Raw genomic sequence first — 23,961 nt, forward strand, 5'->3', positions numbered from 1 at the left:
AAGGACCTTTGGACCCATGACCGATCTTCACCCCGTGCGCCGCGCGTTGCTTTCCGTATCCGACAAGACCGGGCTGATCGAGCTGGGTAAGGCGCTAGCCGACCGCGGGGTCGAGCTGTTGTCGACCGGCGGCACAGCAAAAGCGTTGCGCGATGCGGGGTTGGAGGTGAAGGATGTCAGCGAGATCACCGGTTTCCCCGAGATGATGGATGGCCGGGTCAAGACGCTGCACCCTATGGTGCATGGCGGCTTGCTGGCCTTGCGTGACAATGACACCCATGTCGCCGCGATGAACGAACACGGCATCGACGCGATCGACTTGCTGGTGGTGAACCTCTATCCGTTCGAGGCGACCGTGGCTAAAGGCGCTGGCTATGACGAATGTATCGAGAATATCGACATCGGCGGCCCAGCGATGATCCGCGCCGCCTCCAAGAACCACGCGTTTGTCAATGTCGTGGTCGATGTCGAGGATTACTCGTCGCTGTTGGATCAGCTGGACGAGAATTACGGCAAGACCGCATATGGTTTCCGTCAGTGGTTGGCCCAAAAGGCCTATGCCCGCACCGCTGCTTACGATACCGCCGTGTCGAACTGGATGGCCGATGCGCTGCAGCTTGAGGCCCCCAAACGCCGCGCTTTTGCTGGCGAGTTGAAACAGACACTGCGCTATGGCGAGAACAGCCATCAGACCGCTGCATTTTATACCGACGGTACCAACCGACCCGGTGTGGCGACCGCCCTTCAGCATCAGGGCAAGGAACTGAGCTATAACAACATTAACGACACCGATGCGGCGTTTGAGCTGGTGGCGGAATTCGATCCCGTCAAGAGTGCGGCCTGTGCCATCATCAAACATGCCAACCCGTGTGGCGTTGCGACAGGAGGCACGCTGCTGGACGCCTATAAGGCCGCGTTCGACTGTGATCGTACCTCGGCCTTTGGCGGGATCGTGGCCCTGAATCAGCCGCTGGACGCTGAAACTGCGCAGGAAATCACAGGGATTTTCACCGAGGTTGTGATCGCGCCTGGCGCCTCGGATGAGGCCAAGGCGATCTTTGCCGCCAAGAAAAACCTGCGCCTTCTGACGACCGAAGGCCTGCCGGATGTGACCGCCGGTGGCAAAACCGTGCGTCAGGTCGCGGGCGGTCTGTTGGTACAAGACAAGGATAACGGTTTCGTCGGCATGGATGACCTGACGGTTGTCACCAAGAAGGCCCCGACGGATGAACAGATGCGCGACCTTCTGTTTGCCTGGAAGGTGGCAAAGCACGTGAAATCCAACGCCATCGTCTATGTTAAGGACGGCGCGACCGTGGGTGTCGGCGCTGGCCAGATGAGCCGCGTGGATTCGGCCCTGATCGCGGCCAAAAAGGCCGAGCGCATGGCCGATGTTCTGGGCCTGCCACAGCCGCTGGCCATCGGCTCAGCAGTGGCGTCGGACGCGTTCTTCCCCTTTCCCGACGGTTTGATGGAGGCCGCAGAGGCCGGGGCCACCTGCGTGATTCAGCCTGGCGGCTCGATGCGAGATGACGACGTGATTGCCGCCGCAGATGAGGCCGGTCTGGCCATGGTCTTTACCGGCATGCGGCATTTCCGTCACTGATGCGTGCCCGATTGCTCCTCTGGGCGGCGCTGACCGCGTTTCTGATCGACCAGATCAGCAAGTACCTGGTCGTTCATGTGATGCGCGTGGCCGAAGGGCCGATCAGCGTTCTGCCGCCCTTTCTGGTGTTCAGATATGGCGAGAATCGCGGCATCAATTTCGGCCTGTTTCAGGGCAATGGCGACGCCGCGCGCTGGGCTCTGATCGGAGTTTCGCTGGTGATTTCAGTGGGCGTGTTGATTTGGTTGATGCGCACGGCCCCCTCAAAGCTCATGTTGGTCTGTGGCGGCCTGCTGATCGGCGGTGCGCTTGGCAATGTGGTGGACCGCGTGTTGTACGGATATGTGCTGGATTTTCTGAACATGTCCTGCTGTGGTTTCGACAACCCCTATGTGTTCAATCTGGCCGATGTATTCATATTCGCAGGTGCGTTCGGGTTGGTGCTGTTTGATAGGAAAAAGCCCTCGTGACGCGGGTTTGGAAATACGATAAAAGCGCCTGAAACAGGCTGGAGACTTTCATGCGGTTGCCGCGTTCCATATTTGTTGTGACTATGAGTCTTGCGGTTGCGGGATGTTCGGATATCGGTCTGCGCCACCTCGAGCCGCCGGGCCCGGGTCCGGACGAGTTTGCGATTCTGCCGGTCAAACCTCTGACCCAGCCCGAGAACTACAACTCTTTGCCCGCACCGACACCGGGTGGCACCAACCTGACCGATGCCAATCCCACAGGGGATGCTATTGCCGCGCTGGGCGGGAATCCGGCTGCTTCGAATCCAAATACCGCTGTGCCTGCCTCTGATGGCGCGCTTGTCACGGCCTCTAGCCGATATGGCGTTCCGTCAAACACACGGCAGGTCGTCAACCAAGAAGATGCGGATTTCCGCAAGCGTCAGGGGCGCTGGACCCGTTTGCGGCTGTTCAACGTAGATCGATATTCGCAGGTTTACCGTCGCTGGGCTATCGACCCGAACAAGCAAACCCAGGCTGCGCGGAACGCTGGGATCGAAACGCCATCGGCGCCGCCGGTCAATGAATAATTCTTAACTTTCCGTCATCGGGGTTGAACCCGGGCGGCACCACCGTAGTTTGAACACCAGAAACGAAACGGAGGATGCCCCATGGTTCGGGCTCTGGCACTGTCGGCTGCTCTGATCGCCGCCACCCCGGTTTTTGCCGAAGATGGGCACGAGGCGGTCACCACCTTTACGCTGGATAACGGTATGGACGTTGTCGTGATCGAGGATCACCGCGCCCCAGTCGTGCAGCACATGGTCTGGTATCGCGCCGGATCGGCGGATGAGCCGGTTGGTTCGTCCGGTGTGGCGCATTTTCTGGAACACCTGTTGTTCAAGGCCACCGACACGCTGGAGGCGGGCGAGTTTTCTGCCACCGTCGCGGCCAATGGCGGCAATGACAACGCGTTCACCTCGTATGATTACACGGCCTATTTTCAGCGTGTCGCTGCCGACCGGCTTGAGCTGATGATGCGGATGGAGTCAGACAGGATGCGCAATATCCGCCTGTCCGATGACGACATCGCCACCGAGCGCGACGTGATCCTGGAAGAACGTAACCAGCGTACCGAAAACAACCCGCGCGCCCTGTTCGGTGAACAGGTCAGCGCGGCGCAATACCTCAACCACCGCTATGGTGTCCCCGTTATCGGTTGGAAACATGAGATGGAAACGCTGGACCTGGACGATGCACTGTCCTTCTATCAGATCCACTATTCGCCAAATAACGCCATCCTGGTGGTGACCGGCGATGTTGAGCCAGACGAGGTCAAATCCCTGGCCGAGCAATATTACGGGGTAATCCCGGCAAACCCGGACCTGCCCGAACGGGTGCGATCACAGGAGCCGCCACAAACCGCTGAACGCCGTCTGACCTTTAAGGATGCGCGCGTATCGCAGCCCTATGTTCAGCGCAGCTATCTTGCACCCGAACGGGACGCAGGTGCGCAGGAAAAAGCCGCCGCCCTGTTCCTTCTGGCTGAACTACTGGGGGGCAGCACGACGTCGTACCTGAATGAAAAACTGCAGTTCGAGCAGCAAAAGGTCGTCTATACCGGCGCGTTCTACCGTGGCGTGTCGCTTGACGATACCACATTTGATCTGCTGGTTGTTCCGGCCGAAGGCGTGTCGCTGCAAGAGGCCGAGGATGCGATGGATCAGGCCGTGACCGATTTCATCGCCGAAGGTGTGAACGAAGAGGATCTGGATCGGATCAAAATGCAGCTGCGCGCCGCGCAGACCTATGCGCGTGACAATGTGGACGGGATCGGCAATCGCTATGGCCGTGCCCTGACCAGCGGGCTGACGGTCGAAGATGTACAGGCTTGGCCTGATGTCCTGCAGGCGGTGACCGGTGATCAGATCATCGCCGCCGCGCGCGAAGTGCTGCAGCCTGAAACCTCGGTCACGGGCTGGCTGATGCGAGACGATGAGGTAACGCAATGAAGCGGATATTTGTAACTCTGATTGCTTTGGTCATCGCAGTTCCTGCATGGGCCGAGATCGAGATTGAAGAAGTCACCTCGCCGGGTGGCATCACCGCATGGCTGGTCGAGGATCACTCGATCCCCTTCACCGCCCTGGAGCTGCGGTTCCGCGGTGGCACGTCGCTGGACGACCCGACAAAGCGCGGCGCGGTGTATCTGATGAGCGGCCTGATCGAAGAAGGCGCAGGCGAGATGGATGCCCGCACCTATGCGCGCGAGCTGGAATCTCTGGCCGCGTCGTTCGGGTATAGCGCCTCGGACGATTCAGTGTCGATCTCGGCACAGTTTCTGACCGAAAACAGGGATGAGGTGATTGACCTGCTGCGGACCACGATTCACGAACCGCGTTTCGATCAGGATGCCGTAGACCGTGTTCGCGCTCAGGTTCTGTCGGGTCTGCGGTCAGATCAGACCAGCCCCAGTGACATTGCCGGGCGCAGCTTCGCGGAAATGGCCTATGGCGATCACCCCTACGGTTCCGAAGGCAAGGGCACGATCGAGAGTGTCAGCGCCTTGACCCGCGATGATGTGGTCACGGCATATGAGAACGTGTTTACCAAGGATCGACTGTATGTAGGCGCGGTCGGCGATATCACCCCAGAGGAACTGGGCGCGGTGCTGGACGAGCTCTTGCTTGATCTGCCGGATACCGGCAAACCGATCCCTAAGCGGGCCGATGTGACGATCACTGGCGGAGTGAGCGTGATCGAGTTCGATACGCCGCAATCGGTGGCTCTGTTCGGCCATGCCGGGATCGACCGCGACGACCCGGATTTCTTTTCCGCCTATCTGTTGAACCACATTCTTGGCGGCGGGGGTTTCGAAAGTCGCCTGATGCAGGAAGTGCGCGAAAAACGCGGTCTGACCTATGGCGTGGCGACCTATCTGGTGCCAAAGGATCTGGCCTCTGTGTATCTTGGGTCGGTGTCCTCGGCCAATGACCGTATCGCCGAAGCCGTTGATGTGATCCGCAACGAATGGGCGCGCGCCGCATCCGAAGGGGTCACTCAGAAGGAGTTGGACGACGCCAAGACCTATCTGACCGGTGCCTATCCGCTGCGCTTTGATGGCAACAGCCAGATCGCCGGGATCATGGTGGGTATGCAGATGGAGGATTTGCCTATCGACTATATCGCCACACGCAATGACAAGGTGAATGCAGTGACGCTTGAGGATGTGAACCGGGTGGCCTCCGAACTGCTGGACCCAGATGGTTTACACTTTACCATCGTTGGCAAACCCGAAGGTCTGGACGGCTGACCCTTAGGCCGCTGCAGGTCTTCTCTGGGCCTGCAGCGTGTGCTTGTTGCTGTTCAACAGCTTTTGCCGTGTATGTCGGAAATGCGCTGCTTTCAATGCATCGTCGATATGGCGGCTCCGCCGCAGCAAGCGCATCAGGCTGATATTGTCGAAGACCAGGCATTTGGTGGGTTCGGTGGCTATTACCGTGGCTGTGGCAGGCAGCCCAAGGCCAAAGGTCAGCTCTCCCAAAATCTCATCTTCTCCACATTGGTTGATGACCCGGCCGTTTTTCAGGATCGTGGTCCGCCCCTTTAAGACAAAGCCCAAAAAGTCGGTTGTCTTGCCTTCTTCGATCAGGATGTCACCGTTTTCATAGGTCTTGACGGCGGCGGTGTTCAACAGTTTCCGGGCTTGGTGGGGTTTCAGCGATTCAAGGTGCAGGGCGATGAACTGACGTTCGTCATCTGAAAACCGAAGCAAATGCCGGGACAGAAACCCGCGCAGCAGGCCCAGGATCGAGATCGAGATATATGCCAGCTGAATGATCGAGCCCGCGAGGTTGAATTCTTCCGACATGCTGAACAGAACACATCCGGCTGCGGCGATCACAAGCAGGGGGTAGAGGCTGCCGTTGCCCCGGATGATCCCCATCTGCAGCAGAAAATAGCCGGTGATGTAGAGGCCCGCGCCAAAGACGCCGATCATCGTGGCGACCTGTACCAGTTCAGGAAACTCGTATGGAAAACTCAGCATGGACCGATCCAACCTTGTTAAGACTGGGTCCAAGCTGAGGGATAGTGGCGGCGCTGTATATGAACAATGTCACATGTTAATCATCGTTATGTTCATTCAATGATCACTCTATGCAGCAGCGCGCCATCTGTACCCGAACAAACTGTTTGCACCCCTGGGTTCTCCAGGGCTGGGTCCCTACTCGCCGTAGGGCACCCAGATGTTTTTAACCTCGGTCGCAGCCTGCAAGAAACGGCGAGTCTGATCCTCGTGCCATTCGGTTGCCATGGCGTTATTCACCCAACTCCGTTTCAGGTTCCCGGCCGAAGCCCGCTCGATCTCGGCCGACAGATCGGTAGACGAGAATGACCAAACTGCATCCACATTCAGATGCGAAGCCAGCGGCTTCGCCAGTTCCGTGTGGCTGCCAGTCAGGATGTTGACTACGCCAGCGGGCACGTCCGAGGTTTCGAGGATTTGGTAGAAATCCGTCGCCGCCAGCGGGTAAGGCTCGCTTGCCGCAAGAACCACCCGGTTGCCCATCGCAATCGCAGGCGCCATGGCCGAGACCAGACCCAGCAGCGGCGCCTCGTCAGCACAGAGCGCGCCGATCACGCCGACAGGTTCTTTCATGGCAATGGCCACGCCCCGGATCGGAACGCCGTGCACCTGGCCGTCATACTTGTCGGCCCAGGCAGCGGCGGTGAACAGGCGCTGAATCGAGGCTTCGACCTCTTTCGCGCCGTCTTTCCTGCCGGTCATGGCATCAAGGCGCGCAGCGAATTCACCCGCGCGGGCCGAGAGGTTTTCGCCGATGTAATACAAGATCTGTGCCCGTAGATGGCCGGTGGTCTTTGACCAACCCTTGGCCCCCGCTGCGGCCTCGACCGCGTTGCGGACGTCTTTGCGGTTGGCCAGACCCACATGGCCCAGCAGGCCAGGCTTGCCCCAGACGGGTTTCGAATATCCGCTGTCAGGACGGGCCTGTTTGCCGCCGACATACATTTTGGCAGTACGGTCAATCGGATCGACCGGGGCACCTTCGCCCATCGCGGCCTTGGCCTTGGCCAATGGTTTGCCTTTGCCTTTGGGCTTGGTGTAGGCGGTCAGACCTTCCCAGCCACCTTCGCGGCCAAAGCCGCTTTCGCGCACACCGCCGAACCCGGCTGCGGCATCGAACAGATTGGTGGCATTCACCCAGACAACGCCCGCGACCAGCTTCGGTGCGATATCCAGTGCAAGGTTCACGTTCTCGGTCCATACCGTCGCTGCCAGCCCGTAACGGGTGTTGTTGGCCAGCTCAACCGCCTCTTCCGGAGTACGGAAGGTCGAGGACACCAGCACCGGACCGAAAATTTCCTCCTGCATCAGTTGATCGGAGGTTTCGAGGCCCGAGATCAGCGTTGGCGGGTAGAAACAGCCATTTTCGGGCAGCGCGCCGGCCGCCTGATAAACGTGACCCGCGGTGTTGCTGTCGACCATGCTCTTGATGGTCTGCAACTGGACCGGGTCGACCACAGCACCCACGTCGATGCATTTGTCCAATGGATCACCGATGCGCAGAGTGTCCATTCGGGCGCGCAGTTTCTCGTGGAACCGATCGGCGATGCCTTCCTGAACCAACAGACGCGAACCCGCGCAACAAACCTGACCCTGATTGAACCAGATCGCGTCGACCAGCCCTTCGATGGCGGAATCGATATCGGCGTCGTCAAAGACGATATAGGCGGACTTGCCACCCAGCTCCAAAGTCAGCGCCTTACCCGAACCGGCGGTCGCCTCACGGATGCGCCGCCCCACTGCGGTTGAGCCGGTAAAGGCGATCTTGTCCACGTCCGAGGCCACGATCATCTCACCTACCGCGCCATCGCCCGTGACAATGTTGACCACACCCTTGGGCAGCCCGGCCTGTGAGCAGATATCGGCAAACAGCAGCGCGGTCAGAGAGGTATATTCGGCAGGTTTCAGAACGACCGTGTTACCCATGGCCAGCGCCGGAGCAATCTTCCAAGCCAGCATCAGCAGCGGGAAGTTCCAAGGAACGATTTGTCCACACACTCCCAGCGCTTCGGCGTTGGGTAGTTCGCTTTCCATCAACTGCGCCATGCCGGCGTGGTAGTAAAAGTGACGCTGTACTAGAGGGATGTCGATGTCGCGCGATTCACGGATCGGCTTGCCGTTATCCAAGCTTTCCAGCACTGCAAACAGGCGCGAGTGCTTTTGCAGCAGGCGCGCGATGGCATAGAGGTAGCGCGCACGACCCGCACCGCCCATCTTCTCCCATTTTGGCTGCGCCTTGCGGGCGGCGGATACGGCGGCGTCGACATCGGCTTGCTTGGCCTGGGTCAGCTTGGCCAAAACCTCTCCGGTCGCCGGGTTGCGGCTGTCGAACCCCTTGCCCGGTTTGGTGAAGGTCCCGTCGATATAGTGACCAAATTTGTCACCCTGATCGACCAGCCAGGCCAGCGCTTCGGCTGAGCTTTCGGGGGCAGGGCCGTAATCCATGGTCTCGAAAATCTCTTTGACTGTCATTGTTTTCGTCCTCAGCCCATCGAGTGCCTGTAACCGGCGGAATAAGCACCCGTTACGAAATGTTCTAGCTGCCGTTCGATATCGCCCAAAAGCGACGACGCGCCAAAGCGAAACAGGTCTGGCTCCAGCCAACGGTCGCCCAACTCATCCTTGATCAGCGACAGGTAAACTAGTGCGTCCTTGGCTTTGGAAATCCCGCCTGCGGGTTTATATCCGACACGATACCCGGTGCGGTCATAGTAATCGCGGATCGCCCGGATCATCACCAGCGACACGGGCAGCGTGGCGTTGACGCTTTCCTTACCGGTCGAAGTCTTGATGAAATCCGCCCCCGCCATCATGCAGACCAGCGAGGCGCGCGCCACGTTGCGTAGGCTGCCCAGTTCGCCGGTTGCAAGGATGGCTTTGACATGCGCGTCGCCACAAGCCACGCGGAACGCTTTCATCTCGTCATACAAGGCCTGCCAGTCGCCCGACAGCACATGACGCCGAGAGATTACGATGTCGATTTCCTCGGCTCCGGCTTTGACGCTTTCTTCGATCTCGGCCACGCGCAGGTGGAACGGGGACAAGCCTGCAGGGAATCCGGTCGATACGGCGGCCACCGGAATCCCGGTGCCCTTCAGCGCATCCACAGCGGTTTCGATCATGTCGTGATAGACACAGACCGCGCCGGTGGTGATCGGTGGCATGTCCAACGCCTGAAGTGTTGCAGAAGCCACGGGTTGCCGCGCTTTGGCGCACAGGCGCCGGACACGGCCGACGGTATCGTCTCCCGATAGGGTGGTCAGGTCGATCAGGGTGATCGCCTTGAGCAGCCACGCCGCCTGGTAGTCCTTTTTCACCGAGCGCCGACCCGGCAGGGTGGCTGCGCGGCGCTCAACGGCCGAGGTGTTGACCTGTACGGCCCGCACCCAATCCAGATCAAGCTCCATTCCAGGGTTCCGGGGCTCGGTCACTTGCGGCAGATGCGCGGTGCGCACGGGGCTTTCTGAGCTCTGCGTTTCCATTTTCACATCCTTTGGGAGGTTTGTATCAAATTCGCACGGGTAAGATGCAAATGGAAGGCCATCCGGCATTGGAAGGGTAAATTTTTTGACCAAATGGACAAAATAGGCGTTTTCTTGCGAATAATTCTCAATAGCATTGACTTAGTTGCGAGCGGTTCTCATATTCATCTTAGCAAGATACCATTTCCGGGGTCTGATATGATTCGTCGTAGTTTCCTTGCAGCGCTGGCATTCGCCGCTGTATTCCCATTCTCGGCCTGGGCCGATGCGCCGCTGAAAGTGGTGGCCACGACCGGTATGATTGCCGATGCCGCCCGTCAGGTCGGAGGTGATCAGGTCGAGGTGAAGGGCCTTATGGGCCCCGGCGTCGACCCGCATGCCTATCGTCAGACCCGCAGTGATATCGTCGCTATGACCAGGTCCGATCTGATCCTGTGGCATGGTCTGTATCTTGAGGCGCAGATGGAAGAGTTCTTCCATGACCTAGGGCGTAAACGCATGGTCGTTGCGGTAGCCGAAGGCGTTGATAAGTCAAAGCTGCACGCGCATGACAATTATGCTGACAAATACGATCCCCATCTTTGGATGAGCCCGGCCCTGTGGCGCGATGTCGTGGTCGAGGTGCAAAAAGCCCTGACACAAGCGCGCCCCGAGGCCGCGGACACCTTTGCGGCAAACGCAGAGGCCTTTCTTGCGCAGATCGCGGAACTGGAGACTTATGGCAAGCAAGTGCTTGCAGCGGTCCCGGAAAACAACCGTGTTCTGGTGACGGCACATGATGCCTTTGGGTATTTCGGTGCTGAATACGGGTACGATGTGCTTGGAATTCAGGGTATTTCAACCCAATCCGAGGCGGGACTGAACCGGATTAGCGAATTGGTCGATACGCTGGTTGACCGGCAACTGACGGCAGTTTTCGTGGAAAGCTCGGTCTCGGATCGGTCGATGCGTGCGCTGATCGAGGGCGCAGCGGCCAGGGGACATCAGGTCGAAGTCGGTGGACAGCTTTATTCGGACGCGATGGGCGAGCCCGGCACCTATGAGGGTACCTACATCGGGATGCTGGATCACAATATCACAGTAATTGCAGGCGCTCTGGGGGCTGATATTCCCAAAACTGGCATGAGCGGCAATCTGTCGGCGGGGTTTTAAGAGATGCTGGAACTGGCGGCACATCAGGGCATCCCCCTTCCGGAAAACGACATTGGAAAAAGCCCGCTGGCCATTCGTGGCCTGACCGTCTCGTACGGGCAGAAGCCGGCAGTTTTCTCGGTTGATATGACCGTGCAACCGGGTGCCATGACAGCGATCATCGGGCCAAACGGTGCTGGTAAATCGACCCTGTTGAAGGCGGCTTTGGGGATTGTCTCACCCCTGTCCGGTCAGGTGACGGTGTTTGGCGATCGGCTGGATCGACAGCGGTCCCGGATCGCATATGTGCCGCAGCGGGCCAGCGTGGACTGGGACTTCCCGACGCGCGTGATTGACGTGGTTCTGATGGGCTTGTCGCGCGAACTGGGGCTGTTGGGACGGGTGCGCGCCCGGCATAAGGCGCAGGCGATGGATTGCCTGCACCGTGTTGGGATGCGTGACTTTGCCGACCGGCAGATCGGCCAGTTGTCAGGCGGCCAGCAGCAGAGGGTCTTTCTGGCGCGCGCCTTGGCGCAGGCCGCCGATCTGTATCTGCTGGACGAACCTTTTGCCGGGGTTGATGCGGCAACTGAAAAGGCCATCATTTCCGTCCTGAAATCGCTGAAAGAGGCGGGCAAGACCGTGGTTGCGGTGCATCATGACCTGGCGACCGTCACCGACTATTTCGACCATGTTTTCCTGATCAACACGCGCAAAGTCGCCGAGGGGCCCGTGGCCGAGGCTTTTACGGCCAAGACATTGCAATCTGCCTATGGCGGCCGTCTGGCTACGGCGCAGATCGACCAGATCTCACGCGCGCTGGGGTGAGTCATGCATTGGGATGCTCTGACCCTTCAGCTTGGCTATAACGCTACACTTGTCGCAATCGGCGCAAGCCTGCTGGGCATTTCCGCCGGGGTAACCGGCACATTTCTGTTCTTGCGCAAACGTGCACTGGTCAGCGATGCGATCAGCCATGCGACATTGCCGGGTGTGTGTCTGGCCTTTATGGTACTTGTGGCCCTCGGTGGGGACGGCAGAAACCTGATCGGCCTGCTCGTCGGGTCGGCAATATCCGCTTGGATCGGCCTTTTGTGTATGAACTGGCTGACGCGGCACACGCGGCTGGCCGAGGATGCCGCGATCGGAGCGGTCCTATCTGTATTCTTTGGTTTCGGCATTGTGCTGCTGACGGTGATCCAGACCATGGGTGTGGGCCGACAGGCGGGGCTCGAAGGGTTTCTGCTGGGCTCGACCGCAGGAATGCTTTGGACAGATGCGATGATCATTGCGATCGGAGGCGCGGCAACGCTGGCGCTTGTCATGATTATCCGCCGTCCAATGACGATCGTGGCCTTTGACCCTGAATTTGCAGCAGCCAGGGGCCTGCCGGTGCATCGCATCGACCTTGCAATGATGGGTCTGGTTATGGCCGTCACAGTGGTTGGCCTGAAAGTTGTCGGGTTGATCCTGATCGTTGCGCTTTTGATCATTCCGCCGGTGACAGCCCGGTTTTGGACTGAGCGGTCCGAAAGAGTAGTGTTGCTGGCGGGTCTGATCGGGGGCGTCTCGGGTTATATCGGTGCGGCACTGTCGGCGGCGGCTCCCAATCTGCCGACGGGTCCGCTTATCGTTCTTGTCAGTTTTGCCGTGTTTGTCCTGTCGTTGCTGTTGGCGCCGGTTCGCGGTGTTCTGGCGGCGGTGTTGCGGCACCTGCAATTCCAGCGTCGGGTTCATATCCGGCAGGGCTTGCTTGCGTTGGCACAAGGGCAGAAAATCTATGAGCCGCTGACCCTGCGTTTGTTGCGCCGGGCCGGTTTGGCACGCCCCGACGGCGTGGCAACCGAGGCTGGCAAGGCCCGCGCCGCCAAAGCCCTGCGCGACGAAAAGCGGTGGGAGGTCGTTCGCACGGACCAGGCCCACGAAGCAACGGCGGCGCTTTATGACGGGCTGCGCGATATCGAAACCGTGCTGACCCGCGACCAGATTACCGAGATCGACCGCCAGATCGGCGGCCCGCAGGGGATAGCACCATGAGCGGCGAAGAATTCGTTCCCCTGTCACTGACACCGCTGCTGATCGGGACATTTGCCGCCATCGCCTGCGCCCTTCCGGGGAACTTTCTGGTTCTGCGCAAACAGGCGCTGATCGGGGATGCCATCAGCCATGTAGTGTTGCCGGGCATCGTGGTGGCCTTTCTGCTGACCGGCGCGATCTCGACCTGGCCGATGATGCTGGGCGCGGCGGGTGCTGCCGTGGTTGCCGTTGTGATGATCGAGGCGATCCGCAGGTTGGGTCAGATCGAACCCGGTGCGGCAATGGGCGTGGTCTTTACTACCCTGTTTGCGGCGGGTGTTCTTTTGTTGGAGCAGACGGACACCTCGACCGTGCATCTGGATGTGGAACACGCGCTGTATGGCAATCTCGAAAGTCTGATCTGGCTGGACGCAACGGGATGGGTCTCGCTGTGGAACCCGGCAGCGCTTGCAGGGTTGCCCCCGGAATTGCCGCGTATCGCGCTGACACTTGCAGGGGTTTCCCTGTTTACCTGGATATTCTGGCGACCATTGAAGATTTCGACCTTTGACGAGGGTTTTGCCAGCACGATTGGTATTCGGACCGGTCCTTTGGGGTTTGCGCTGGTGATCACAGCGGCGATAGCTGCCGTCGCATCCTTCGACGCGGTTGGCTCGATCATCGTGATTGCCATGTTCATCTGCCCCCCGGCTGCGGCGCGGTTGATGACTAACCGATTGGAATCTCAAATCGCATGGAGCGTTGTATTTGCCGTGGTTTCGGCGGTGATGGGCTATGTTCTGGCGGGTTATGGCCCATTATGGCTGGGTGCCCGCGATGCCGTGAGTGCCGCCGGAATGATCGCAACGGTATCTGGTGTGATTCTGGCGCTTGCGGCTGTTTTCGGCCCCTGCCGGACCCGCGCGGGTGCTCCAGGCACTGTTTGATCCGGCATATTCCTGCTGTTGGCTGATGCCGTATTTCGGCTGAACTTTGCCAACGCGAACAGCACGGCCAGAGTTAATGAGCCTTAATCTGCAGATCGTGCTAAGGTTGTTGTATTGTTAAGCAACTGACCACCACTCACCCCGGCTTGTTCGGGCAATCGTGATCAAGGTCGTCGCCTTGCAGGCCGACATGGCGCGATTGTCCGAACGCCCCCTTCTTGCACTAAATCTGAATACCATAGCGGTGGCAGAATCGTGTGCGCATGTGCTAGGTCTAGGGGTATGGAGCAGGCAAACCCCAATATCAGCGAGTTTCGACCGGTAATTCGGCAGTTGGACGATGCTGCAATCAACCGGATCGCAGCCGGCGAAGTGGTCGAGCGACCGGCCTCTGCGGTCAAGGAATTGATCGAGAACGCCATTGATGCAGGTGCCACGCGGGTTGCGATAGAGATCGCCGATGGGGGCAAGACGCTGATTCGCGTCACCGATGACGGCTGTGGTATTGCGGCGGCGGATTTGCCGTTGGCTTTGTCCCGCCACGCAACCTCGAAAATCGACGGGTCGGATCTGCTGAACATTCATACTTTCGGCTTTCGCGGTGAGGCGTTGCCGTCGCTGGGCGCGGTCGGGCGTTTGACCATAACCAGTCGTGTTCCGGGGGCGGATGCGGCGCAGGTTCAGGTCGCTGGTGGCACAATGTCCGCGGTGAAACCCGCGGCTCTGCGCGCGGGTACCGTGGTCGAGTTGCGCGATCTGTTCTTTGCCACGCCTGCGCGTTTGAAATTCATGCGTACCGACCGCGCCGAGACGCAGGCCATCGCCGATACGGTCAAACGTCTGGCCATGGCCGAGCCCTCGGTCACCTTTACCCTGCGCGATGTCTCGGGCGGCGGCGAGGGGCGCGTGACCTTCCGGGCTGACCGTGAGAATGGTGATCTGTTTGACGCGTTGCATGCCCGACTGGCCTGCGTGATCGGGCGCGAGTTTGCCGAGAACGCGTTGCAAATTGACGCCACGCGTGAGGGTATCCGGCTGTATGGCTATGCCGCTCTGCCGACCTATTCTCGGGGTGCAGCGGTGGCGCAGTACCTGTTCGTCAATGGACGGCCTGTGCGTGACAAGATGCTGACCGGTGCATTGCGGGCGGCCTATTTCGACTTTCTCAGCCGTGATCGGCATCCGGCGGCGGCTCTGTTCATCGACTGTGATCCGACGCTGGTGGATGTGAACGTGCACCCTGCCAAATCCGAAGTGCGGTTCCGCGACCCTGGCGTGGCGCGCGGGCTGATTGTCTCGGCTCTGCGGCACGCGCTGGCAGAGGCCGGGCATCGGGCGTCTTCAACCGTAGCGAACGCGACCCTCGGCGCGATGCGGCCTGAATCACCGCAACCCATTCCGGCGCGGGTCTACCAGATGGATCGCCCTTCACCCGCCGCGCGCCAGATGGCCTATCAGGCGCAGGCACCGGGCTTTGCTGAACTGACCCGCGATTACAGCGGCAGCGTGGTTGAGCCGATCGCGGAACCCGCTTCCGAGGCGCCGACCGAAGACCTGCCTTTGGGGGCCGCGCGCGGGCAGGTGCATGAAAACTACATCATCGCCCAGACCGCTGATGGCATGGTGATTGTCGATCAGCACGCCGCGCATGAGCGGTTGGTCTATGAAAAGCTGAAAGCCCAGATGGCGGCGAACGGCGTGGCTGCGCAGGCGCTGCTGATCCCCGAGATCGTGGAGTTGTCTGAAGGCGACTGCGCGCGACTTATGGCGGTGGCAGATGACCTTTCGCGCTTTGGCCTGACGCTCGAGCCCTTCGGCGGAGGTGCGGTTGCCGTGCGTGAAACCCCGGCCATTCTGGGTGAGGTCAACGCCCGCGCAATGATTCTGGATATTCTGGATGAGCTGTCCGATCAGGGGGAAAGCCAGATGGTGCAGGCGCGGATTGAGGCGATCCTCAGCCGTGTCGCCTGTCACGGTTCGATCCGCTCGGGCCGCCGAATGCGGGCCGAAGAGATGAACGCGCTGCTGCGCGAGATGGAGGCGACACCCCATTCCGGCCAGTGCAACCATGGGCGGCCAACTTATGTGGAACTGAAACTGGCCGATATCGAACGATTGTTCGGACGCAGTTGATCCCGCGGGGTGCGCGGGCTATGAAGAATAAAACAAGAACATCCGAGGCAAAATGATCGAGATTGCAGGAACCCAATTTGCATTGAACGACCCCGTGATCCTGATCGTTGGCGGGGTGGTGGCATTGATCCTGTTGCTGCTGTTCCTGTCTTTGCGAGCGGCCAACCGGTCAGCCAGGATGGCCGAGCCACTGTCGCGGCAAATGGCGCATCTGGGTCAACATGTTCAGCAGTTGGGACAAGGACAAGAGCAGCTGCGCGGTGGTCTGCAGCATGTCTCGGACACGCAGGCCAATGCGCAGCTGCAGGTGATCCAGACGGTTGAATCCCGCCTGTCTTCGGTGCAGCAGCAGATGAACGATCGGCTGGCAGATAACGCGATGAAATCCGCACGTGCGCTGGCCGAGATGCAGGAGCGGATGAAGGAATCGCTGCACGGCTCGTCGAAACAGACGGCGACGTCACTGACCCAGTTGCAGGAGCGTCTGGCGGCCATCGACAAGGCGCAGGATAACATCACCAAACTGTCGGGCGATGTGCTGTCGCTTCAGGATATTCTGTCGAACAAACAGACGCGCGGTGCGTTCGGAGAGATTCAGTTGAACGATATCGTCTCCAAGGCGTTGCCCTCGGACAGTTTCAAGCTGCAGGCGACCTTGTCGAACGGGCGTCGGGCGGATTGCCTGATCCACCTGCCCAACCCACCCGGCCCCATTGTGATCGACAGCAAATTCCCGTTGGAAGCGTATGAGGCGCTGATCGGGTCGACCAATGATACGGAGCTGAAAGCGGCGGTGCAGATGTTCCGAACAACTGTGCGCAAGCATATCAACGACATCTCCGAGAAATACATCCTGGACGGGGAAACCGCCGATGGCGCGTTGATGTTCCTACCTTCCGAAGCGGTTTATGCCGAGTTGCACGCCAAGTTTCCCGAATTGGTGCAGGAGAGCTTTACCAAACGCGTTTGGATCGTCTCGCCCACCACCTGCATGGCAACGCTGAACACGATGCGCGCGATCCTGAAGGACGCAAGGATGCGGGAACAGGCGGGTGCTATCCGCAAAGAGCTGGGTCTGCTGCACAAGGATGTAGATCGCCTGGGCGATCGGGTTTCCAATCTGGACCGTCATTTCGGGCAGGCGGCCAAGGATATCTCGGAAATCAAGATCAGCGCTGAAAAGGCCGGGCGCCGGGCGCAGCGACTGGACAATTTCGATTTCGAAGAGATCGCACCTGACGACACGCCGGGCGTTGTACCGCTGGCGCGGCACGAAATCTGACAAGCCGTTCGATGCGACATTGGCCGGAATTGGCCAGCGCACCGCGTCAGGTCCCAGAGATCAGATACGCAGGAAGGGCTGGAACAAGCGGGGCATGAGCTTGGTGAATTTTAGCGGCGCGTCGGTAACGGCCAGACAGATGCAATCTGCGGTAATGTCTGCGGTCGGGGTGTGATGCAGATCTTCATCGGCAATCTCAACATCGCCGCGTGCAAAGTGATCAACCTCATCCGAGAAAGCACCCTGCAGAACCATGGTCAATTCCATACCGTTATGGCTGTGATCCGGAACTGCGGTTCCGGCCGGAATGAACAGCAGACGTGCCGAAGCGTCGCCGCTCGTCGGCAAGATAGCTTGTCTGACGCCCATTCCGATGGGCCGCCATCGGATGTCATTGACAGTGCCGCCGACGTAGTCCTGCAGGGGGGCAGGTAGCACGGCGCAGCCCTTGTTCACGGGCTTGGGGGTCGGTACGCCTTGGGCGATCAGCGCCATCGTCGCAGCCAGCGCGCTGTCGTTCATTTGGGCAGGATAGGGCAGCGCGTCCAGTATCTGTCCGCCAACCGCATCAAAGCTTTCAGCCTGCGCGCGGCAATGGTCACACAGCGACAGATGGGTCGCGACCATCAGATCGAACGCTTCGGGCAGGCTGCCGGCGGCATATGCCATCAGCAGATCTTCCGTCAGGTGATGCTTAATCTGTTTGCTCATCGTCTCTGTCTCAGTTCATTGCGTGGCGCAGGCGATCCAGCGCCAGCCTAATTCTTGATTTGATCGTTCCCAGAGGCAATCCAGTCTGAGACGCAATTTCCCGGTGACTCAGGTCTCCGAAATAGGCCTTTTCGATCAAGTCTCTTTGCGCGTCAGGCAATGCCTTCAAGGCAGTGCGCAGCTGCGCGGTTTCTTGTTGCAAGACGATCACGTCGTCCTGATCAGGTTCGGACTCGTGGCCCCAGCCCAGTTCTTCCGGTTCGGGGCGCCGTTGCTTGCGCAGGGCGTCGATGCGTTTGTTCCGTGCGATGGTGAACACCCATGTGGCCACCGTTGCCCGGGTCGGATCGAACAGATGGGCCTTGTGCCACAAGGTCGCCATCACCTCTTGCGCACATTCCTCGGACATGGTCGCGTCCGAGCCCGACTTCATCAGGAACGCCTTGATCCGCGGCGCAAAATGCTGGAACAGCTCGGCAAAAGCCGCCTGATCCTGCACATCCCGAATGCGCCTGACATGGTCCACCCACTCAATCCTGGTGTCGCAACTGCTTTGTGTTCCGTTCACCTGTCTACCCTTGATGCGTTTTCTTGTGCGCCAAGGCTTGAGGACGGCGGGTGTAGCCGCCGGCTCGTCCAAGGTCACGGTGTCTATCTCGGTAAACATAACCACAATACGGTTGGTGTCCCAAGCCGGATCACTCTGAAGCGATATTTTTGATCCAATCCTGGCTGGATGCCGTATTCTAAGTAACAGAAACCTTCAGAAAACCACGCCCCTCCGGGCGGTTACAAGCGGGTCGGACCATATCGAATGACACAGACCGTTGATCATGTTGCGGGCCATACCTTTCACGGGCGCAAGGGTGCGATCGAAAACGCCTTCCGCTATTCGGTCGACTACATTCTTCTGAACCCTGAACGCGATCTGACCACTCCGGCGCTATTTTCGGTGAACCGGGCCAATCTTGCCAACTGGCGGTCGCAGGATCACGGGGGTGAGCCGGGCCAGGGCGACGGTGCCGCCTGGCTGCGCGCGCGGTTTGATCAGTTGCAGGTGGCGCAACCGGCGCGCCTGATGTTGCTGACGCAGCCTCGGGTTCTGGGGCATGTGTTCAACCCGGTCAGCTTCTGGTTCTGTTTCGATGGGCAGGGTGCGCTCAATGCGGTTGTGGCCGAGGTGACCAATACCTATGGCACGCGCCACAGCTATCTGTGCCACAATCCCGGCTTTTCACCCATCAAGGCAACCGACAGGATGGTGGCTGACAAACTGCTGCATGTGTCGCCCTTCCAGAAGATCGAGGGCAGCTATACCTTCCGTTTCGACTATCGCCCCGAACGTGTTGGCGTTTGGATCGAGTATACCCGCCCCGAGGGCGGATTGATCGCCACCCTGACCGGGACACGCCGTCCGCTGACCAACCGGGTGATCCTGTGGTCGCTGCTGCGCCGCCCATTTGGTGCGCGGCGGACCTTTGCGCTGATCATCTGGCAAGCACTTAAACTTTGGGTGAAAAAAGCCACCTTTCGCCCGTTCAGAACCGCACCGGTGCCGGATCAGCCGGTTTCGCGTGTGCGCCTGCGCTAACGCGTTTGTTCAAGATCAAAGACTCGGGCTCTGCCTAGTGGTTGTTTCATTCGAAAGCCGCGAACACAGGAGTCGGGTCATGTTGGAAATTTCAGCAAGAAAAGTTGCTCAGGTTGCGCTGATGGGGCGCGAGCTGAATCGGGCCGAGGGCGAGTTGCGCGCGTTCATTGATCACATGAGCGAGGACGAACAGGCCGAACTGGTGGCTATCATGTGGATCGGGCGTGAAAGCTTCTTCGCCGAGGATCTGGTCGAAGCCATCGCCACCGCAAGGGCCGAAGCCTCAACCCCCTGTGCTGATTACCTGATCGGAACGCCGCACATGTCAGATCATCTGGAAAATGGTCTGGATGCGCTAGGGGTATCGGCCGAGGACGTGGAAAATGATCTGATGTAGGCACCAGTTTTATTGCCGTCACGCCACCTGATTGGCGTGACGGTCATCTCAGTTGGAATGGTCAATGATCGCGAGGTGCTGCGCCAGCCGGTCGATTTCAGCCATCCAGCCCTGCACCAGTTTCGGATCATTGGGGGCCGCATGAACGCCTGCCGGAATAGCGCGGTTCAAGACGGCTTCGACAGCCAGTGAAACGGGGACCGAGACCAGCCGCGCCATTGCCGTGCCGCGGTCGTCACCCCAGGCATCCATCACATAGGTTTTGTGCCAGACCGGAACGCCGTCTTTTTCCGCCTTCAGGCCCACACACAGAACCACACGGTCCGGCTCGCCCTCGTCATAGGCGTTGTCGGCCCAGAACTGGTCCGACATCTCCTTCAGGCGTGCATCGCCTTCGGGGCCGGACAGGGTTTCGATTTCGGCAAACACACCCGACCACGCATCGGCCCAGCCATTCAGACGCAGCGTACCGCGGACGAATTCCTTGACCGGCCAGTGATCCTCGAAATGGTACTGCGCCATGAACGGGATCGAGTCGCGGTTCGGATAGACCTCAAAGCTTTCGGGTGTGGGCAGGGGTGCGATATAGCTGGTAATCGCATCCCATGGGCGCGCTACGTCCAGCGGAGCATAATTGCGAATTGATTTCGATGGTGAACGCAACGCCTTGAGCACACCCAGCGGTGACCAGCTGAACTTGTACCGGAACGGGTTCGGATGCTTGGGGATGCCACCGCAATAAGAGATGAAACTCAGGTGGTTCTGCGGGTCGAACGCGTCCGAAGCGCGATAGTCGTCGATCAGTGCATGAGCCATCAGGTGATCGATGCCCGGGTCCAGCCCGACCTCGTTGACCAGCGCCACCCCGGCTTCGCGGGCCGCCTCGTCCAACGCGCGCATCTCGGGGGCGATATAGGAGGATGAGACGAAATTCGCCTGTTTCGCGATTGCAAGCTCGGCCAAGGGCACGTGCCAGTCGCCGGGCAACATCGAAACGATGACATCGCCCTGTTCCAGCACCGCCGCCAAGGCGTCGATGTCAAAAACGCGGATATCGCTGGTCAGGTCACCAACTTCGGCCTTGGCCTTTTCGATTGTCCGGTTCCAGACCGTGACCTTGTGCCCGCCTTCGATCAGGCGGCGTAAGCCGGGAATGGCCGACAGGCCGGTGCCACACCAGTGAATCGTCATGTGAAAACTCCTTTACGGCTGTTCAGCCAAACCTCAGTTTTGCAATCACGATCGCGCTGACAAGCAGGATCGATATTACATTACCCAATATCAGCGGCCATGCCGCAATCATCACTCCGTAAATCAGCCACAGGCTCAACGTGGCCAGAATCAACAGGTTCGCCGGCATAGACAGATCCTTGGTCTCGCGGGAGCGCCAGGTCTTTAGGGTTTGAGGAAGCCAACATACAGTGCCCAGCACCGCAGCCGCGCCCCCGATCAGGTGTTCCATGCGTGGCTACTCCTAGACATGGTTGTCGAACGTATCGCGGGCCCGGCCCCAGACGCCGCTGTTCAAGTCGGTCAGGGTCAGCAGAGAAGGCAGAAGCTGTGCTGCATAATCTTCCGAGCTTTCGACCGGTAGCATCGACGGCAGATTGTCGATTGCAACTACATCAAGAACCGGATTGGTCGCCACGCGCAGGGCAGGTGCGTCCCAAGTGGTTGCTCGGTCATAAACTGGAACGGGGTTATAATCGCTGTCGGGGTCACAGGCGACATCGCCGATGGCGGTCAGCTTGCGGTCAGCGGCCAGTGCCTCATGCGGGACAAAAACCGGCGTGCCTGGGCGCGCGAAGATACAGTTCAGGAACAGGTCGTGGTCGAGGATTTCAGGGAACGGCCCGCCGCTGGCGGTTTCGGCCATGTCCCACTTGGTGACACTGACACCCATCGCCGTGCAAAGGTCGCTGGCGCCGGTACCCACGCGGCCAAGAGCACCGATGACGATGGCCCTTGGTCTATTGGCCTCGATGGCATCTAGTTCAGCCAGAAGCTCGGAATTCAACGCGTCCTTGCTGGGATAGACACCAACCGGAGAGCATTCCGCGCCCCGCTGCTGCGCGGCCCAAGTCTTGAGTGTCACCGCCGCCCCGGCATAGCCGGCCCAATAGCCAAAGGCGGCGACCCGGCGGCCGTTTTCCTCGACAAGATATTCCAGATCATACAGCGTTCCGCCCCCGGCCTTGAACCGTTCTAGCAGCGCCCGGCCGGAATGCTGACCCTTATAGGCATGGCCGAACATGATGTGGCGGTGGGGCAGGGGCGTGCCATCCTCGGGCAGTTCCTTGAGGCCAAAGATGATCGCGTCCTTGGGTGCATCTGGCCAGGAATTCTCGGGCGCGATCTCGCAGCCAGCAGCCTTGTAACCGTCGATGGGGATGGCGCGAACATGGCTTTCCTCGACCGTTACGCGGATGCCAGCAGCGATCAGCCCCAAAGCGCCTTCAGGAGTCAGCCCGACCCGTTCTTCGTTTGGGCGCTGTTCGGCCCGGACCCATAGATGCGTCATATTTTCTCCCCTTAATCAGAGCATTCCGGCGGCACGTACGGCTTTCAGCGAAGCGCGCGCCTCTGCCGCCTCACGAAAGGCGACGATCTTGGGATAGGTTGCAACGTCGACGCCGTCGCCTTCCAACCAACTGCAAACCACATACAAATAGGCATCGGCCAGCGAGAACGCCTCGCCCAGCACAAACGGTCCACGCAGACCGTTCGAACAGATATAGTCGCAGGACGCTGCCATGGTCTGCGCGACTTTTGCCGTCATATCCTTCCAGCTGGATTTCTTGTCGGCCCACCGCGCGCCGCGCAGCTTATGGGCGTGGTTCACATGCATGGTCGAGGCAAGATAATACATCACCTCGCGCATCCGGGCGGCCATGATCGGGTCCGCAGGCACCAGCCCGGCCTTCGGAGCCATTGCTGCGATGAACTCCAAAAGTGCCCCGGTTTCGGTCAAAATCCCACCGTCTACCACCAGCGCCGGAACCCGGCCTTTTGGGTTGATCTGCTTGTAGGCGGATTTGGTTTGCTCTCCACTGGCAAAGTCCAGTTGGATCGCCTCATAGTCCAGCCCGGCCTCTTCCAGTGCAATCGCAACGGCGACCGAAATCGTGCGAGGGGCATAGTAAAGTTGCATCACAAAGCCTCTGGTTTGGGGTTACAGGTGGGTCTGTGCAAACTGCCGGTCTGGTGCTTCCAGATGCGGAACGGCATTGAACAGAACCGGGCTGAGCTGTGTACCTATCGGGTATAAACGGTGCATTGACGTGTTCATGATGGCAAGAGCCACCCGCGCCATGGCCGGGATATCCAGCCCCATCGCCTGCCGGACAACCATCGAAATCAACCCGCCCGAGGTCACAACGATGGCAGGGCCGCCTTCGGTTCCGATTTCGGTCAGCGCGTCGCGCACCCGGGTTTCGAATTCCTCGAAGGTTTCCGGTGTGTTTTTGATGGCGCCATCGGCCCAGGCGGCAAAGGTGCGGGGCAGATGCTCGACAAAACCTTCGCGATCAGTGGGCACTTTCACTCCGTGCTGTTCCTCGAACAGCTGCGCGATGGTGAAATACTCGATCTCGTTCAGCCGCGGATCGCGGATCGGATCAGTCAGCCCCATGCTGGCGGTGGTCTCGGCGTGGCGGATCAGGGTGCCGCAATAGACCCGGGGAAAATGGCTGCGTGTGTCCTGGAGATGCGCCCCCAGCCAGCGGGCCTGCTGATGTCCCAGATCGCTGAGCTTGTCATAGTTCTTTTCGTCGCGCGCGGTGGTATTGGCCTGCCCGTGACGCACCAGTGTGATATGTGACATGTCGGTCCCTCTTGCGTGGCAAGTCTTAGGACAGGTCTAGGTCCGGGGCCAGAGCCGTTCGTTGCGGTTTGGAAATTATTCTCGCTCACCCCCGAATCTGGCCGGGCGGTATTGTTGTTGACTCGCAAGACCGTCCACAGGAACCTTGGTGATATCAGACTGTCCTGCAAATTCATCGTTGCAAGCTATTCGATGACCTCGGAAAACTGGCTTGGGAAAGGATTTATTTATGACGGATATTAAGCGCACGCCTTTGCATGGTTTGCATGTTGAGTTGGGTGGGAAGTTGGTTGATTTTGCGGGCTG

At 59.5% G+C, this 23,961-nt stretch carries 23 protein-coding genes; 13 read left to right on the top strand and 10 right to left on the bottom strand.

The genetic code is table 11. The features are described 5' to 3' along the window. The first annotated feature begins 16 nt into the window (after positions 1-16). The 5 genes from purH (at position 17) to AC2FFF_RS18180 (ending at position 5,368) form a co-directional block, all read left to right on the top strand. Complete coding sequence (gene purH / locus AC2FFF_RS18160) at positions 17-1,606, top strand: bifunctional phosphoribosylaminoimidazolecarboxamide formyltransferase/IMP cyclohydrolase (protein ID WP_496708176.1); 1,590 nt, start codon at positions 17-19, stop codon at positions 1,604-1,606. Further along, positions 1,606-2,076, top strand: a complete 471-nt coding sequence (gene lspA, locus AC2FFF_RS18165; protein ID WP_281973770.1) for a signal peptidase II — start codon at positions 1,606-1,608, stop codon at positions 2,074-2,076. The genes purH and lspA overlap by 1 nt, the downstream gene beginning before the upstream one ends. 50 nt (positions 2,077-2,126) lie before the next feature. Then, the gene (locus AC2FFF_RS18170; protein ID WP_271952136.1) at positions 2,127-2,645 is read left to right on the top strand and encodes a DUF3035 domain-containing protein; all 519 of its coding nucleotides are present in this window, start codon (positions 2,127-2,129) and stop codon (positions 2,643-2,645) included. An 81-nt stretch (positions 2,646-2,726) separates the two neighbouring features. Beyond that, the gene (locus tag AC2FFF_RS18175; RefSeq protein WP_142640049.1) at positions 2,727-4,067 is read left to right on the top strand and encodes a M16 family metallopeptidase; all 1,341 of its coding nucleotides are present in this window, start codon (positions 2,727-2,729) and stop codon (positions 4,065-4,067) included. Continuing rightward, positions 4,064-5,368, top strand: a complete 1,305-nt coding sequence (locus AC2FFF_RS18180; RefSeq protein ID WP_271952138.1) for a M16 family metallopeptidase — start codon at positions 4,064-4,066, stop codon at positions 5,366-5,368. The genes AC2FFF_RS18175 and AC2FFF_RS18180 overlap by 4 nt, the downstream gene beginning before the upstream one ends. Positions 5,369-5,371: 3 nt before the next feature. Here the strand turns inward: AC2FFF_RS18180 and AC2FFF_RS18185 are convergent, their stop codons facing one another. From AC2FFF_RS18185 to deoC, 3 genes are all read right to left on the bottom strand, one after another. After that, on the bottom strand, positions 5,372-6,103 hold the full coding sequence (locus AC2FFF_RS18185; protein ID WP_142640052.1) for a Crp/Fnr family transcriptional regulator: 732 nt from the start codon (positions 6,101-6,103) through the stop codon (positions 5,372-5,374). 177 nt (positions 6,104-6,280) lie between these two features. Beyond that, positions 6,281-8,614 carry an aldehyde dehydrogenase family protein gene (locus AC2FFF_RS18190; RefSeq protein ID WP_496883024.1) on the bottom strand — a complete coding sequence of 778 codons (2,334 nt, stop codon included), beginning with the start codon at positions 8,612-8,614 and terminating at the stop codon, positions 6,281-6,283. Positions 8,615-8,625: 11 nt separating this feature from the next. Next, on the bottom strand, positions 8,626-9,624 hold the full coding sequence (gene deoC / locus AC2FFF_RS18195; RefSeq protein WP_281973768.1) for a deoxyribose-phosphate aldolase: 999 nt from the start codon (positions 9,622-9,624) through the stop codon (positions 8,626-8,628). A gap of 198 nt (positions 9,625-9,822) precedes the next feature. On the opposite strand from deoC, the gene AC2FFF_RS18200 reads away from it, so the two are divergent. The 6 genes from AC2FFF_RS18200 (at position 9,823) to AC2FFF_RS18225 (ending at position 17,133) form a co-directional block, all read left to right on the top strand. Beyond that, positions 9,823-10,776: a metal ABC transporter solute-binding protein, Zn/Mn family gene (locus AC2FFF_RS18200; RefSeq protein WP_271952144.1), complete on the top strand. Its 954-nt coding sequence runs from the start codon at positions 9,823-9,825 to the stop codon at positions 10,774-10,776. 3 nt (positions 10,777-10,779) lie between these two features. Continuing rightward, entirely contained in the window at positions 10,780-11,583 is an 804-nt protein-coding gene (locus AC2FFF_RS18205) for a metal ABC transporter ATP-binding protein (RefSeq protein ID WP_142640060.1), read from the top strand. Positions 11,584-11,586: 3 nt separating this feature from the next. Continuing rightward, a complete protein-coding gene (locus tag AC2FFF_RS18210) occupies positions 11,587-12,792 on the top strand; it encodes a metal ABC transporter permease (RefSeq protein WP_281973767.1) in 1,206 nt (401 codons plus the stop codon). Further along, positions 12,789-13,718 (top strand): metal ABC transporter permease, encoded by a 930-nt coding sequence (locus AC2FFF_RS18215; RefSeq protein WP_271952150.1) that lies wholly within the window; start codon positions 12,789-12,791, stop codon positions 13,716-13,718. The genes AC2FFF_RS18210 and AC2FFF_RS18215 overlap by 4 nt, the downstream gene beginning before the upstream one ends. 282 nt (positions 13,719-14,000) lie before the next feature. Further along, a complete protein-coding gene (gene mutL, locus AC2FFF_RS18220) occupies positions 14,001-15,851 on the top strand; it encodes a DNA mismatch repair endonuclease MutL (RefSeq protein ID WP_496883025.1) in 1,851 nt (616 codons plus the stop codon). A 52-nt stretch (positions 15,852-15,903) separates the two neighbouring features. After that, positions 15,904-17,133, top strand: a complete 1,230-nt coding sequence (locus AC2FFF_RS18225; RefSeq protein ID WP_142640068.1) for a DNA recombination protein RmuC — start codon at positions 15,904-15,906, stop codon at positions 17,131-17,133. A gap of 60 nt (positions 17,134-17,193) precedes the next feature. Here AC2FFF_RS18225 and AC2FFF_RS18230 read toward each other — a convergent pair whose 3' ends face one another. Then, the gene (locus tag AC2FFF_RS18230) at positions 17,194-17,844 is read right to left on the bottom strand and encodes a ChrR family anti-sigma-E factor (RefSeq protein ID WP_281973765.1); all 651 of its coding nucleotides are present in this window, start codon (positions 17,842-17,844) and stop codon (positions 17,194-17,196) included. A 10-nt stretch (positions 17,845-17,854) separates the two neighbouring features. Further along, positions 17,855-18,511, bottom strand: a complete 657-nt coding sequence (locus AC2FFF_RS18235) for a sigma-70 family RNA polymerase sigma factor (protein ID WP_281973764.1) — start codon at positions 18,509-18,511, stop codon at positions 17,855-17,857. Between the two features lie 147 nt (positions 18,512-18,658). On the opposite strand from AC2FFF_RS18235, the gene AC2FFF_RS18240 reads away from it, so the two are divergent. Together AC2FFF_RS18240 and AC2FFF_RS18245 are read left to right on the top strand one after the other, a co-directional pair. Continuing rightward, a complete protein-coding gene (locus AC2FFF_RS18240) occupies positions 18,659-19,435 on the top strand; it encodes a DUF1365 domain-containing protein (RefSeq protein ID WP_281973763.1) in 777 nt (258 codons plus the stop codon). A gap of 79 nt (positions 19,436-19,514) precedes the next feature. Then, positions 19,515-19,832, top strand: a complete 318-nt coding sequence (locus AC2FFF_RS18245; protein WP_142640076.1) for a DUF3775 domain-containing protein — start codon at positions 19,515-19,517, stop codon at positions 19,830-19,832. Positions 19,833-19,880: 48 nt separating this feature from the next. Here AC2FFF_RS18245 and AC2FFF_RS18250 read toward each other — a convergent pair whose 3' ends face one another. From AC2FFF_RS18250 to AC2FFF_RS18270, 5 genes are read right to left on the bottom strand one after another with little or no spacing between them, the layout of a single operon-like run. After that, on the bottom strand, positions 19,881-21,023 hold the full coding sequence (locus AC2FFF_RS18250; RefSeq protein ID WP_142640079.1) for a saccharopine dehydrogenase family protein: 1,143 nt from the start codon (positions 21,021-21,023) through the stop codon (positions 19,881-19,883). Positions 21,024-21,045: 22 nt separating this feature from the next. Further along, positions 21,046-21,294: a SemiSWEET family sugar transporter gene (locus AC2FFF_RS18255; RefSeq protein WP_142640081.1), complete on the bottom strand. Its 249-nt coding sequence runs from the start codon at positions 21,292-21,294 to the stop codon at positions 21,046-21,048. Between the two features lie 12 nt (positions 21,295-21,306). Beyond that, positions 21,307-22,353 carry a saccharopine dehydrogenase gene (locus AC2FFF_RS18260; protein ID WP_281973762.1) on the bottom strand — a complete coding sequence of 349 codons (1,047 nt, stop codon included), beginning with the start codon at positions 22,351-22,353 and terminating at the stop codon, positions 21,307-21,309. A 15-nt stretch (positions 22,354-22,368) separates the two neighbouring features. Continuing rightward, positions 22,369-22,983, bottom strand: coding sequence for a glutathione S-transferase family protein (locus tag AC2FFF_RS18265; protein WP_281973761.1), 615 nt, complete (start codon positions 22,981-22,983; stop codon positions 22,369-22,371). 21 nt (positions 22,984-23,004) lie between these two features. After that, positions 23,005-23,655 carry a histidine phosphatase family protein gene (locus AC2FFF_RS18270; RefSeq protein ID WP_271952164.1) on the bottom strand — a complete coding sequence of 217 codons (651 nt, stop codon included), beginning with the start codon at positions 23,653-23,655 and terminating at the stop codon, positions 23,005-23,007. Positions 23,656-23,961 lie beyond the last annotated feature (306 nt).

It is taken from the genome of Ruegeria sp. YTSA226 (assembly GCF_059609905.1).

Coding starts and splice junctions, on each gene's coding strand:
- AC2FFF_RS18260 (WP_281973762.1), bottom strand. CDS start 22,353: ATGACGCATCTATGGGTCCGGGCCGAACAGCGCCCAAACGAAGAACGG.
- AC2FFF_RS18265 (WP_281973761.1), bottom strand. CDS start 22,983: ATGCAACTTTACTATGCCCCTCGCACGATTTCGGTCGCCGTTGCGATT.
- AC2FFF_RS18180 (WP_271952138.1), top strand. CDS start 4,064: ATGAAGCGGATATTTGTAACTCTGATTGCTTTGGTCATCGCAGTTCCT.
- AC2FFF_RS18235 (WP_281973764.1), bottom strand. CDS start 18,511: ATGTTTACCGAGATAGACACCGTGACCTTGGACGAGCCGGCGGCTACA.
- AC2FFF_RS18175 (WP_142640049.1), top strand. CDS start 2,727: ATGGTTCGGGCTCTGGCACTGTCGGCTGCTCTGATCGCCGCCACCCCG.
- AC2FFF_RS18200 (WP_271952144.1), top strand. CDS start 9,823: ATGATTCGTCGTAGTTTCCTTGCAGCGCTGGCATTCGCCGCTGTATTC.
- AC2FFF_RS18205 (WP_142640060.1), top strand. CDS start 10,780: ATGCTGGAACTGGCGGCACATCAGGGCATCCCCCTTCCGGAAAACGAC.
- AC2FFF_RS18190 (WP_496883024.1), bottom strand. CDS start 8,614: ATGACAGTCAAAGAGATTTTCGAGACCATGGATTACGGCCCTGCCCCC.
- deoC (WP_281973768.1), bottom strand. CDS start 9,624: ATGGAAACGCAGAGCTCAGAAAGCCCCGTGCGCACCGCGCATCTGCCG.
- mutL (WP_496883025.1), top strand. CDS start 14,001: ATGGAGCAGGCAAACCCCAATATCAGCGAGTTTCGACCGGTAATTCGG.
- AC2FFF_RS18215 (WP_271952150.1), top strand. CDS start 12,789: ATGAGCGGCGAAGAATTCGTTCCCCTGTCACTGACACCGCTGCTGATC.
- AC2FFF_RS18240 (WP_281973763.1), top strand. CDS start 18,659: ATGACACAGACCGTTGATCATGTTGCGGGCCATACCTTTCACGGGCGC.
- AC2FFF_RS18225 (WP_142640068.1), top strand. CDS start 15,904: ATGATCGAGATTGCAGGAACCCAATTTGCATTGAACGACCCCGTGATC.
- AC2FFF_RS18250 (WP_142640079.1), bottom strand. CDS start 21,023: ATGACGATTCACTGGTGTGGCACCGGCCTGTCGGCCATTCCCGGCTTA.
- AC2FFF_RS18185 (WP_142640052.1), bottom strand. CDS start 6,103: ATGCTGAGTTTTCCATACGAGTTTCCTGAACTGGTACAGGTCGCCACG.
- lspA (WP_281973770.1), top strand. CDS start 1,606: ATGCGTGCCCGATTGCTCCTCTGGGCGGCGCTGACCGCGTTTCTGATC.
- AC2FFF_RS18255 (WP_142640081.1), bottom strand. CDS start 21,294: ATGGAACACCTGATCGGGGGCGCGGCTGCGGTGCTGGGCACTGTATGT.
- AC2FFF_RS18245 (WP_142640076.1), top strand. CDS start 19,515: ATGTTGGAAATTTCAGCAAGAAAAGTTGCTCAGGTTGCGCTGATGGGG.
- AC2FFF_RS18170 (WP_271952136.1), top strand. CDS start 2,127: ATGCGGTTGCCGCGTTCCATATTTGTTGTGACTATGAGTCTTGCGGTT.
- AC2FFF_RS18230 (WP_281973765.1), bottom strand. CDS start 17,844: ATGAGCAAACAGATTAAGCATCACCTGACGGAAGATCTGCTGATGGCA.
- AC2FFF_RS18270 (WP_271952164.1), bottom strand. CDS start 23,655: ATGTCACATATCACACTGGTGCGTCACGGGCAGGCCAATACCACCGCG.
- AC2FFF_RS18210 (WP_281973767.1), top strand. CDS start 11,587: ATGCATTGGGATGCTCTGACCCTTCAGCTTGGCTATAACGCTACACTT.
- purH (WP_496708176.1), top strand. CDS start 17: ATGACCGATCTTCACCCCGTGCGCCGCGCGTTGCTTTCCGTATCCGAC.